The 11,568-nt window shown below is 64.9% G+C and carries 12 protein-coding genes and 1 pseudogene; 7 read left to right on the forward strand and 6 right to left on the reverse strand.

Translation table 11 applies throughout. The features are described 5' to 3' along the window. Positions 1–67: 67 nt before the first annotated feature. Both BXA10_RS31770 and BXA10_RS30060 read right to left on the reverse strand, forming a co-directional pair. Positions 68–208, reverse strand: a complete 141-nt coding sequence (locus tag BXA10_RS31770) for a hypothetical protein (RefSeq protein WP_175649363.1) — start codon at positions 206–208, stop codon at positions 68–70. A gap of 490 nt (positions 209–698) precedes the next feature. After that, positions 699–1,121 (reverse strand): hypothetical protein, encoded by a 423-nt coding sequence (locus BXA10_RS30060; RefSeq protein WP_139338245.1) that lies wholly within the window; start codon positions 1,119–1,121, stop codon positions 699–701. A gap of 272 nt (positions 1,122–1,393) precedes the next feature. Here BXA10_RS30060 and BXA10_RS30065 point away from each other — a divergent pair, with 272 nt between their 5' ends. Next, positions 1,394–1,744 (forward strand): hypothetical protein, encoded by a 351-nt coding sequence (locus tag BXA10_RS30065; RefSeq protein ID WP_217696891.1) that lies wholly within the window; start codon positions 1,394–1,396, stop codon positions 1,742–1,744. Positions 1,745–1,775: 31 nt separating this feature from the next. Here BXA10_RS30065 and BXA10_RS32360 read toward each other — a convergent pair whose 3' ends face one another. Next, positions 1,776–2,615 carry a hypothetical protein gene (locus BXA10_RS32360; protein WP_245828649.1) on the reverse strand — a complete coding sequence of 280 codons (840 nt, stop codon included), beginning with the start codon at positions 2,613–2,615 and terminating at the stop codon, positions 1,776–1,778. A gap of 34 nt (positions 2,616–2,649) precedes the next feature. Then, positions 2,650–3,540, reverse strand: a pseudogene (locus BXA10_RS32365) (IS481 family transposase); the annotation flags it as partial. Between the two features lie 716 nt (positions 3,541–4,256). Between BXA10_RS32365 and BXA10_RS31260 the strand changes: the two are divergent. The 4 genes from BXA10_RS31260 (at position 4,257) to BXA10_RS30080 (ending at position 7,389) form a co-directional block, all read left to right on the forward strand. After that, positions 4,257–4,787 carry a hypothetical protein gene (locus tag BXA10_RS31260; protein ID WP_139338246.1) on the forward strand — a complete coding sequence of 177 codons (531 nt, stop codon included), beginning with the start codon at positions 4,257–4,259 and terminating at the stop codon, positions 4,785–4,787. Positions 4,788–5,024: 237 nt separating this feature from the next. After that, a complete protein-coding gene (locus BXA10_RS31265) occupies positions 5,025–5,672 on the forward strand; it encodes a hypothetical protein (protein ID WP_139338247.1) in 648 nt (215 codons plus the stop codon). A 145-nt stretch (positions 5,673–5,817) separates the two neighbouring features. Continuing rightward, positions 5,818–6,111 carry a hypothetical protein gene (locus tag BXA10_RS30075; RefSeq protein ID WP_076474220.1) on the forward strand — a complete coding sequence of 98 codons (294 nt, stop codon included), beginning with the start codon at positions 5,818–5,820 and terminating at the stop codon, positions 6,109–6,111. A gap of 432 nt (positions 6,112–6,543) precedes the next feature. Further along, complete coding sequence (locus BXA10_RS30080) at positions 6,544–7,389, forward strand: V-type ATP synthase subunit E family protein (protein ID WP_139338248.1); 846 nt, start codon at positions 6,544–6,546, stop codon at positions 7,387–7,389. A 1,569-nt stretch (positions 7,390–8,958) separates the two neighbouring features. On the opposite strand, the gene BXA10_RS30085 is transcribed toward BXA10_RS30080, so the two are convergent. Next, positions 8,959–9,183, reverse strand: coding sequence for a winged helix-turn-helix domain-containing protein (locus BXA10_RS30085; RefSeq protein ID WP_076474222.1), 225 nt, complete (start codon positions 9,181–9,183; stop codon positions 8,959–8,961). Positions 9,184–9,666: 483 nt separating this feature from the next. Here BXA10_RS30085 and BXA10_RS30095 point away from each other — a divergent pair, with 483 nt between their 5' ends. Together BXA10_RS30095 and BXA10_RS31775 are read left to right on the forward strand one after the other, a co-directional pair. Beyond that, positions 9,667–9,885 carry a flavin reductase gene (locus BXA10_RS30095; RefSeq protein WP_076474224.1) on the forward strand — a complete coding sequence of 73 codons (219 nt, stop codon included), beginning with the start codon at positions 9,667–9,669 and terminating at the stop codon, positions 9,883–9,885. Next, complete coding sequence (locus tag BXA10_RS31775; RefSeq protein WP_175649364.1) at positions 9,882–10,055, forward strand: hypothetical protein; 174 nt, start codon at positions 9,882–9,884, stop codon at positions 10,053–10,055. The genes BXA10_RS30095 and BXA10_RS31775 overlap by 4 nt, the downstream gene beginning before the upstream one ends. Before the next feature lie 161 nt (positions 10,056–10,216). Here the strand turns inward: BXA10_RS31775 and BXA10_RS30100 are convergent, their stop codons facing one another. Next, positions 10,217–10,639 carry a hypothetical protein gene (locus BXA10_RS30100; protein WP_139338249.1) on the reverse strand — a complete coding sequence of 141 codons (423 nt, stop codon included), beginning with the start codon at positions 10,637–10,639 and terminating at the stop codon, positions 10,217–10,219. Between the last annotated feature and the right edge of the window lie 929 nt (positions 10,640–11,568).

The raw sequence follows: 11,568 nt of genomic DNA on the forward strand, positions 1-11,568 counted from the left end.
TCACCACCCACGCCTCATCGGTCAGTTCACCACGACGCACCACCGGCACATCGTCAACCATCAACCACTACAAGATCGACAGGACACGCCCTAGCCGCTCCAACAGCGGTCGGCAGTCGAAGGAGTCGCTGAGGCGCTTGAGTACGTCACGGGTCGCCTTCGACGAGACCTGGGTGTAGATCTCCATGGTCACGGAGAAGCGGCGCACCTCGTCTGCCAGGAACGCTGGAAGTTCCGGTGGTGCCACTTCCCGCCGATGGGTCATGTCCTTTCGCGCTCGTTGAGCCGATGAGTGAGGCCGGCACGGGGTGGGGCGCCTGGGATGTCGGCATCCGGCGGGTTGCCGCAGGCTTTCCCCACCCGTGGAGATGTACGAATCCGGGCCATCGTGGACGGAGAGAGCGGCCGTGCTGGGCCGCTTAGCGGATTCGGGAAATCGGCACGGCGGCCGGTGTGATCGAGAGCCGGCGGGATGTGACCCGCATCAGCGGCAGGAAGGCCGCTCGGCATCTCCGAAGTCGAGTCCAGCGATTCGGCAGGAGGCTGCGCTGGCGCGCTCAGCGATTGCCGGAGTAGCACCGGGTACCGACACGTCAACCCGTCGTGACTCCGCAGCTCCGGGCGGACCCGCTGGCTGCCGGCTCGTGCCTGGTCCCGCATGATGATTGGTACTTCGACGTCGCCTGATGCATACCGACTCAACAACGCTCGCCACCGTTGACGGTCGCGGTGATGTTGATGCGTTCGAGCCGCTGCATCAGGAGTTCCAGCTCTGCGCGGGTCCCCTCGATGCCGGTGGTAACCGCGAGCTGAGCCGTCGCCTTTGCCTCCGACAACGAGGTTCCGGCGTCACGGAAGACCTTCAGCAACGCCACGCGGCCAGGTCCCGTTATGCCTTCGACGGTGAGGCGTGCCAGCCCACAGCCAGCGATCAAGGCATCGCGGACCTCGGCCGGGGTGTCATCCCAGCCGAACGTCTCCTCCGTCGAGCTGCAGTGGGGACAATGGCACCAAGCGGTCCAGTGCAGCCGCTCGTGGACGACGCGCTGCGTCAGCTCACACGTCATCTCGGATCCGCAGTCGCCGCATGGACGGCTGACGTTCACGCCGTAGGCGATCACCGGCCACCTCTCGGGATCCGTTCAGCGATACCTGCTCCAGAACCCAGCAGTTGCGACTTCAGCGCGATCATCTCATCTGTCAGCCGAGGCAGCACCAGACGCCGTCCGACGCAGGGCAGCCGGATCCCGGTTTGTCTAGTCCCACCACATGCTTGACGGATCCGTCCCAAGAGATGCTTGTCGCTTGGGCCTAGGTCGCGTGGGGGTTCCTTGCGGGGAACCCGGCTCAGGTGTCGCTCGACTCTTGCGTACGGGTGCGGCAGCATGTGCCGGTGAGTTTCGACCTTCACGTGCTGGCCATCGACGCAGCGGTGAGCGACGACGCGGTGCGCGCCATGGTGAAGCGCTGCAGGAGCGGTCAGCATCCCGAGGGCGAGTTGGACGAACGCATCGTCGGTTTCTACGAGAGTTTGCGTGTCCGCTACCCCGACTTCCCGCCATACCCCGATGACTCGCCCTGGATGTCGATGCCGCTTGAGGTAGGTATTGATCATGTCAGCATGAGCATGAGCTTCGGGCAGCGCAGCACTCCCGCCCTCGAGCTGGTCGTGGATCTCGCAACGAGATACGGACTGACCATCTATGACCCGCAGGGCGGTGAGGTAACACGACCTCAGGATTGATGCCGGAGCACCGCTGGGCCGGTCAGTTGGTTCAGCCATCGAGGGCGACCTTGCGGGGCCGGTGGGCTTTGATCCGGGTGACCGGGTGGTCGTTGGTGCGGCGGATGGTGCGAAGGCCGTCGTCGCACTCGATGGCCAGCTCGGTGTCCGAGACGGTGATGGTGACGGTCTTGCCGGCATGGACGCGGCCGAGGGCGACTTTCTGCCAGGCGACCATGACCACGCCGCTGTTGGAGGCGCGGCGTTGGACCCGGACAGGTTCGGTCGAGGGTTGTGGGGGTGGTCCAGCCGGGCGGGCGCCTCGCAAGCCGATGATCTGCTGCGGGGTGAGCGGGTTGGGGCGGGTGCGCAGCAGCTGTCGGGTCTCGGGGTCGAAGAACGCCAGGGTGGCCGGGTCGATGCGGACGCCGACGCGGCGGCCGGCGAGGATCTCGGCGGCTAGAACGACCTGCTGGCCCAGGGAGACCTTCCCGTCCCGGTTGACGGTGCGGTCGACTTCCACGGCGCCCGGACGCCCGGCGGTGTCCAGTGGGAGCGGGGACGGGCCTGCGGGTCGGCCGCCCTGACGCAGCAGCATGGCCAGGTCCGCCACCGATAGGTGAGAGCGGATCGTCTTGATCCGGGAACCGGCGATGAGCAGGTGGATGACGTCGGTGTCGGCCCAGAATGTGACCCGCACGCCGGAGCGGGCGGGGCCGAGCCAGAACTGCTTGCCCGCGACTTGCAGGTTGCCCGATGGTGGCACGACGCGGTCGAACTCCACCGCCCCCGCCCCCGCCCCCGCCATCACCTGAACCGGCGCCGGGATCGGGACCGGCGGTGAGACGAGGGTCTGGTCGACGGGCTGGGTGAGCCGGGGAGGCAGCTTCATCGGCACGACCTGCTCCGCAGCGAGGGCGGGGGGTGAACCGGTCGGCGGGGAAGGCCATGTCCAGGGACTGGTGCGGCCGGTCGGTGTTGTATTCGTGCCGGAAGGCGTCGATGGCGGCTTGGACGGTGTTCAGGTCGGGCCAGACCGGCACGTCGTCGAGGAGTTCTCGGCGCAGGGTCTGGTGGAACCGTTCGACTTTCCCGGTCGTGGTTGGGGAGGCGGGTTGGGTGAGCCGGTGGATGATGCCGTTCTCTCGGCAGATCCGGTCGAACATCACCTCCCCGCCCTTGCCGAACCGGTCGGTGAACTGCTTGCCGTTGTCCGTGAGGACTTCCTCGGGCACCCCGAACCGTTGCAAGGCGTCGGCGAAGGCCAGGCAGACGGCCCGGCCGGTGGCCCGGCTGACGACCTGGGCGATGACGCAGAAGCGGGAATGGTCGTCCACCCCGGTGACGACTTTGGCTTCAGTTCCGTCGGCGAGCATGATTCCGCCGACGATGTCCATCTGCCACAACTCCATCGGCCGGGACTGCTGCCAGCGGACATAGTCCTTGCGGCCGCGGCGGCGCTTGGCCGGTTCGATCAGGCCGTGGCGGACCAGGATCCGATACACCGTCATCCGTGACGGCACCGGCTCGGGGCACCCGTGCCGGCCCAGCTCGAACGCGATCCGCCGGGATCCCCACCGCGGGTGGTGTCGGCGCAGCTCGCACACCAATGCCTCCATCTCCGCCGACGCCTGATGAGCACAGCCCTGCGGGCGGCGGGACCGGTTCTCCAACCCGAGCAGGCCCACTTCGGCATAGCGGGCCAGCCAGGAATGAAGGGTCTGCCGGGACACCCCGGTCCTGGCTGCCACCTCCACCACGGGTTCTCCTGCTTGAACGGCGAGGACCGCTCGATAACGCTGCTCCACGATCGACAACTCCACCAGTGCCAATCCCGACCTCCCCAGCCCGCGATGACCGCAACCATCACGCGATGAGGAAGCCGAATATCGATCATGTCAAGCGTCTGGTGGGACGCGAGTGTCAAGCATGTCCCGTGACGGGACACAGCCGACTGCCGCCTTGTGTGGGAGGACTTTCTGTACGTCTATCAAGGCGGCCCTTGACGGGCCGCACGCGCCGCCGCCTGGGCGCGCGTCCGTCGCTCCGCTGTCGCTCCACGCTGGCCGCGCAACACGCCCGGCGGCTGGCGCGGAGGGCGGAAAGCCCGGTGGGCCGCCGCAGAACGACAGGCCGTTGACCGGTGAGAGGTTAAGCCGGCAGCCGGCCGGGCCGCGCGGCCACGAGCCTGCGCGGCATAGGGAAGCGCATGCCGGCCGCGTCGGCAAGCCGGCGGTAGTCGCGGGGTTGCGGTTAGAGCGCCTCCGGCGGGGGCGCTCCGGCTCCAGGATGGCCGGGGCTCCGTCGGCGGGTCACGGTCCGTGGGTGGTTGCGGAAGGAGCCATCCCGCCTGCCATCGACCCGGGCAAGCCGAGCAGACGATCGCCCGACCCGCCAGCGTCCGAACTTGCGTCAAGGTCCGCTTGACATGGCGGGCCGGACGGCGGCCCGCTCCCCAGAGGGCGGGTCGACGGCAGACGGGATGGCAGCTAGATTGATGCGCCGGTTCGGGGTGCGTCGATATGGAGTGGTTATGGATCTCGGTTTTTGGTTGGGTCTTGCCCTGTCGATTCCCATTGGGGTTCTCGTCAATATTGCTACGCCTCAAATCCAAAAACGCATGGGCGAACGTAGCGAAAAGAAGCGCCAGCAACTTGCGGACAGATCTGCCGAGCATGCTGCTATCGTCGATTGGTTTGCCCAAAATCCAAATCTGTTCGTGGCGTATTTGATCCGGACAGGGTTTGAGTTCGTCGGGCCGGCAACCGTCATGGTCGCCCTAGCCGTCCTGTTTGTCATTGGAAAAGGAAATCAAGCGGACAACCCTGGCGATCAGTTCTGGAAAATCGCTCCCACGTTGGTTCTGCTGATAATCGCGCTAGCTGGGCACATGATTTTCCGAATCTTTGGCCGAGTGATTGGAATGTGGATCGACGTCCGAAACGCTGCTGGCTGGCCAGTTTCAACCGCCTTTCGTCTGCGGCCGCAGGCAACGTCGTCGACAGCAACCGAGCTAGACGACAGCGCGTCTGCAAGCGCGGAGACGGACGGTGCCCCGAGCTGACGATCGGAACGAGGAACACGGCTGCCTCGTGCATGAGCACGCGCAGGAGAACCCTCGTGGACGGTCCCCTGGTTCTGGAAGGCCAACCGAGTAACGGTCGGGGTGCCCGTAGCTGGACACCGGTTGGCGACAGCGGGCCACGATGCCATCATCTTGCCGACCCAGGCCGAGGGGTAGACCAGCGGGCATCGGGATGACAGGCACTTGCTCCTTGCGTCGACACCGCACACTGTCTCAGTGGACTCATTTTGGGCAGGAATTGTCGGCGCATTGGTAGGGGCGTTGGTTGGTGGTGCTTTTACAGCGATAGCGTCAGTTGTTCAAGTTCGGGGCGCGCTAACAGCAGCACGTATTCAGGCCGAGCATGCTGCGGCGAGCAGCCGAGCAGGTCAGGTTAGAGAACTCCGCTTGGCAGTAGCCTACGATGCGATAGAGGTTAATCACCATTTCTACGAGATCCTGTTGCCTCTCTTCCAGGAGCACAAGTGTGAACAAGACGCTAGCATTATTTGCGAACGCCCACTCTTGTCGCCAGCGTTCCAGACAGCCCTCAGGCGGCTTCAGCGGTTTATCGATTCGCGAGTAGCGTTGGTTCCTGACGATGTCGCGGAGTGTCTTCACGAGCTGGAAGAATGCACGAGCTCTCTTGCTGTGAACGACATCCAGGGCCTTGAGCGCTTCGCAAACGACGATTCGGAAGGCTGTCTCTACAAAGTCGTCCTGGACTATGCTTGCTGGTCCTCTGAGTCTGCCGGAGCGAAGCTGGCCAAGTTCCTCAAGGGTCAGGTCGAGCCGGTAGACGTTGCCGAGGCGGCGATCCTCACGGGCCTGAAAGTACCAATGGGCAGACAGCAACGAAGTACAGCAACCCTGCCCAGACGCTAGAGCTGAGCCCCCAGCCAGCCAGCGCCTGCGACCTGTTGACGAAGCCGCCAGCTCGCCCGGCAGTCCAGTCCATAGATAGAGGACAAAGCGCCCTGATGGCATCACTATTGCTTGACACGGGTCGATCCACACAGAGGATGGCTGCATGACCAAGCGACAGGAAGAACCCGAGTTTGACTGCGTAGTTGCTACGGAGTGGGGCTACTCGCGCCAGCAGCTTTGGACGCGTCTTTCGCCTGACGCATGGATCAGCGAAGGCTCGCCCGGCTACCTGAGCTGGGAGGAGTTATTGGAGCTAGGCGAGGTTGCGATCCTGACACCTGCCGATCAGGATGCGTACCAGGTGGGCCGGCGAGACGGACGTTTCGAAGTACTCCGCGAGGTTGACGCCAGCCTTCGGAAGATCGGCGAGGCTACCTACAAAATTGGAAGGTCGTAGAGCCAGCTTCGCCGCCTGATGACACGACCACCCCTGATGGGCCGGCTGGGGCACACCGGGGGTACAAGACAGTGCCAAACGACGTCAACCAACCACGAACGACGGCAGCCCGAGACGCCGAGTGAACAGGTGATGCGCGCCATTCCCGCTGGTGCCGGGACAGCGGCTCTAAGTTCCGCTTCAACGTCTGACTGTCTGGCTGGACGGCCAACTGGGTGACGGCCGAGGCGGCAGATGCCCGACGCCCGCCGCAGGCGGCAGTCGGCAGCCGCCCCAACGGGATGACCGAGTTCCATACTGCGGCATCCAAGCTTGACCACTCCCTTAACGACCGCAGTGGCCAGGTGCGTCACTGATCTCCCGCCGACTAGCCTGGTCCGAGCTACGCGAACCATAGTGGACATACCTGCTCGTATGCGCAAGGAGGCGGCATTGGCCAGCGTCGAGAGAAGCACGACAAGAAGCCGTTCGTGGTCGGCCTGGGCTGGATCACGCGAGGAACTCTTAAAGATTGGCGCCGAGCTGGAGAAACTGTACGAGCAGCGCCGGCAGGCCATTCTGGCTGAATACGATCGAGAAACCGATAGGATTGTTAAGGAGTGTCTAGATTCAGAGGATGAAATCCTTGCTCAGGTCCGAAACGAGAGACGCCAGGGCGATCGAGTGAATTACGAGAGCCGCTGGCAGTTCACAGTCACCTTGTCGGATGGGCCGGAGGAGGTGACGGGGCCAGTGCGGGAAGTCTTCCAGGAGTTCGATCGAAGGACGCACACGAAGGTTACGTTTAGCGGTGCCGCTGGTCCGGTTGATAAGGAGCGAGACCGTGTAAAGGTGGAGTTTGAGAAGGCGCACCCCGAAGCCGTGTTCCTCCATGTAAGATCAACGGACCCGGGATGGGCGCGGCAGGTCATGTCGAAGATGAGCGATGAAATCGGAATGGGCAGTCCTTGGTGGGCGTTCCTCTACACGCCACTGGGGCGGTCGCTCTATCGAGGGATCTCGTGGTCCGTAATCTATTTCTCGCTCTACTCGCTCTTTTCGCCGATATTTCCCTCCAAGGAAGATCCCGCATTTAATCAAGTCGTGGGAATCGTGGCGCTTCTCCTCGGTGCGCTACTCCTAGCGTGGGCGGTCAATAACAGGCGGTCCCTGAATTGGATGCTTCCCAGCTTTGAAGTCACCGATGGCGGACAGCCAACCGGAACGCGGTTCTTGCTGTATATCGCCGGACTTGCACTGGCATTCGCCGCTGGGATCATCGTCAACCGAATCAGCTGAATTGCTTACGCTCTCCGGCCGGCATGAGGGGCGTCGGGATACGGGATGAAATTAGGCAGGGCTACCGGCGGACAGAAGGAGGCGTGTGACTCTCTCTGACGACGGGGGCGAGCGGGCAGACGTCACCAGGCATCTGGCTGGACGAAATCGTGGTAGAGAATCGGCCCTCAGAGGTAGCCCGGGTGAGGCTGACGACGTAAGGCAGCCGGGAGGCGGCGAAAGCAACAGCAGCAGCCGGCGGCCAACGACACCGGACAGCGCAGTAGCCATGCTGCGCGCCACAGGGCGGCAGTCCGACAGCGCCCAACGGTGGGAAGCATCTACGTTCACACTGAAGTAGTCAGCCCTGTTGCTGCCGACAGCAACGGCGACAGCAACAGGGCCGGACAGCGAGAGCCGAAGCCAGCCAGCGACGGATCAACGCCCGACGTCAGAGACGTGCACGGACGGGGCCGGACGGAGTGCCCAGTACTTACAAGCGAGGGGTCGAGCGGCAAACAAAATCGCTCGTCGCCCGACCCCTCGGGGTGTGCCTGATCAACGCTGACAGGCCGCACCTTGCCCCTCGACGAAGCCTGGACGCTGGTTGGGCCCGGCTTGGTTCCCGAACCGACCCCCACGCAGACCAGGGAGGCCGCTCTACTGCGGTGCTGGATGCCCCGATGTTGATCGCAGCGAAGGTTAACGAAGTGGTCTGACGTGATCGGGTCGCGGTGCCTGGACCACTCGAGGCAGCCCCATCAACCGCTCGGCTGGGGCCGTCTCGGGGCCGTCTGCCGTCGCTGGGCCGTTGAACGCTGACCAACGATGATCAACGGCAACCGGTAGCGCCCGAAGAAGCAGCAGGCCAGCCACCATATGACGGAGGCTGGCCTGGTGGGCGACGGACGAGTCGACCTGTACGCCCGATTCAGTCGCGTAGGGTCCTGGGGTGCTTGATGTGACTTGGCTCGGGTCTGGATCATCACAATCTGCTCAATCTGCCCCTTGGTGGGCGGCTGTGGTGACTGCTGTGGTAGCGGGCTTGGTGGCGGCAGGAGCGTCCTCGGCGCTGCTTAGGCGTCAGTTGAAGGCGAAGCAAGGCGACGAGGTCAGGACGCTGGCGGTCGATGTAATCGCGGCATCACGCAAGCTATGGACCGCAGCCCAAGATTTGGAGTACGTGATCATAGAGATTCAGAGCGAACGGGCATCGGGTGGCTCGGGGCGCCTGGATCTAGAGGAACGGAGGCAAGATGCTTTCCGCGAGCGTCGCCAAGGGCGAGAAGCAGGACAGCACGCTGCGGCAGCGCTGGGACTACTAGCACCGACGCTAGAACAGCCCGCTCTGGCGGCACTTCAAGCCGCGGAACGATTCAAGCACGAAAAGGGCCAAGAGATGACGGCCGCGTATGAAGCCTTGGTGGCAGCATTCACGGATGCGGTCCGGGCCCACACCGGGACCAACGCAACACGCTGGCGGATGAGAAGCGACCGTCGTTGACTCTCCGTGGCACCCAGCACCGGCCGACGCGGATCGGCAGCGTGCGGCTGGCTCGCCCGTCGTGGCCGGCCTGACCGGGGCGGTGCTTACCGGCGAAGCGGGTTGGCGACGTAGACGCCTTTGCCCTGCCGGCCGTCGATCAGGCCCTCGGCCTTGAGCAGCAGCATGGCGGCGCGGATGACGGTGTTGCTGACCTTGTAGTGCTCGCAGAGGGCGGCGAATGAGGGCAGCTTGTCGCCCGGCTTCAACTGGCCGGAGCTGACCTGCTCGCGGATATCTCGGGCGACCTGTAGGTACGCAGCTTCAGACATGGTGGTGCTCCCAGCTTGGCGGCTGGTGCAAGCAGACCACACCTCAGGCTGGACTTACAACGCTATGTGTCGTAGCTGTTGACCCTGCGCACATTGCGTCCTAAGTTGCTCGTGGGGCCACCCAGCTTGGCGGCCGGGTCGTCCTGCCGTGGGTGCCCTGTCTCCGGACACGGCTGGCCGGGTGCCCACGGGATCCCAAGCGTCGGCGGGAAGCGTGATGACCAGACCGAACGATGCAACTATTCCGACCGCAGGTTCCGTGCGAGATACCGGCTACCACTACACACGGGACAACAGCCGGCGGCGCGTGTCGTACGACGAGTACGTCCTAGCGGCGGCACTGACCCTCGCCCGCCGGCACCAGCCCGTCTGGTCATGGCAGCACTGGCGGCGCATCTGCCGCTGCGGCGGTGAGCTGCCCTGCCGGAGCCGTCATCCCATCCCGATCAACCGCGGCCATTGGCCGAGCCAGGATGTGCCCCGATGACGACACACCTACCGGTGACACCGGCCTGGACCTGCGGTGGCTGCGGTGCCGACTGGCCCTGTCAAACGCGACGGTGTGAGCTGCGAGCCGAATACCAGCGCGCCCCGGTGTCGCTGGCGCTCTATCTGGCCGCCCAACTCGTCGACGCGGCCCAGGACCTGTCCCACGTCCCCGCCGGCCACCTGCACCACCGCTTCCTTGGCTGGACCCGGTGAGCATCCTTCGACCCGGCGACGAGAAGTTCCACTACAGCGACGGCTCTCACCGGTGGATCCCGCCGAACCCGGAGTACGACCAGGAGGTCTGGGACGAACAGGTCCGCCAACACAAGCATGGGCACCTGCGCAACGAGCGCCCGAAGGTCCGCATCCAGCGCCTCGTCTGATGCCAGCAGTACAGCAGCGAAGTACAGCAACCGTGCCAGCCGAACCGAGCTGACAGGCGTGTCAACAGGCCGTTTGACCTCGTATCAAGCCCGATCCGACCCGCTCGCCGAGAGTTCACACCGAAGAGATCACCGGTTTCGATCCCAGATTGGCGGGCGCGTCAGGAATGACGGAACCAGGCTCGGGCGGAGGCGGGAACCAGCACGAGCAGCGCCACCAATGCGCCGTACGCCATCGGCAGGAATCCGAAATCGCTGGACCCGAGCGAATTCAGCCCGGACAGCAGAAGCAGCACGCCGAGCACCACGGCCACGATCCGGGACCCACGCCAGCCGCGCCAGAGCCCGTACCCGGTTGACGCGCAGACGCCCACGCCGACCAAGGCGAGCAGTAGTACCGGCACCAGATTTCGGGCCTCGAACTCGGTCAGCACCAGGACGAGCAACCCGAGTGGTACCAGCGCACCAGCGGCAACGAGCAGTGCGGCGAGCAGCACCGGCCCGGGTGGCCGAGACGAGACCCGATCGCTCCCGTCCGGTGAGCTGCCAATAGCAGCGCGATTGCGATCAGCATCAATGCCCATACCGGACAAGCTATCCGACAAACGAGCGAGCGGCAGCACGCACGGCGGGTGGGATACCTATGGCAGGTTGCCGAGGAGTTCGTCTCACCCGGTTGGCGCTGTGGGCCGTCCTCGCCGGCGTGGATGTCCAGCGCATCCCCCGCGATCGGGAATCCACGCCTCCGGATACCTCAGGCAGGAGGAGGCGGCAACGCTCCCTGCGCATTTCTCCGCTCGGTCCTGGCCGGGCCAGTGGCCGCGCCGGTGTCGCCGGCTCTCTATTCGGCGCCCAGCTCGTCATCGCGGCTCAGGAGTTGGCTTACGTCCCCGCCGCCCACCTGCACTACCGCTTCCTCGGCTGGATCCGATGAGCGTCCTGCGACCAGACACGAGAGCCGACTCAGGCTGTTCCGGCAGCGTCCATACGTGCGTCAAGGCCCGCTTGACGACGTTGCTGGCGGGGAGATTCCAGGAACCTATCGCGACCTGGGCCGCCCGGCAGCAGAGCCGGCAGCCGGAGCCGTCGGTGGGATCACCGACTCGCAGGGCGGGCCTGGGTCAAGCACCTGCGGCGTGAACGCCGTCCGCTGCCGTCGGCGGGGGCGGACGCCTGGCGCGATTGCTGGAAAGTATCTGGACGATAGCTGCGCGTGTATCTCCTCTCTCTAGCTTGTACCCGTTGTATTGGCTCTGGGGCGGAGGGTGGCGGGTGGCTAGACGATGGCGGGTTCCCGTGGTCGGGGGTTTGGCGCTTGTGCTGGTGGCGACGCTTGGTGGGATGGAGGCCCTGCCGGGCCAGGCTTCCCGCCCCGCTGACCAGACGGCCAGTGCAGAGGACGGAAAGGGTCTTTTCGGCCGGCTGGGCGATGCTGCCCGGGGCATGGTCGGTGACGGGCCGAGCCGGCCGAGGCCGGAGGTGATCAGCGCCGGCCTGTCGGTGCAGGAGAAGG

It is taken from the genome of Micromonospora avicenniae, from assembly GCF_900156065.1.
Lineage (GTDB): Bacteria > Actinomycetota > Actinomycetes > Mycobacteriales > Micromonosporaceae > Micromonospora > Micromonospora avicenniae.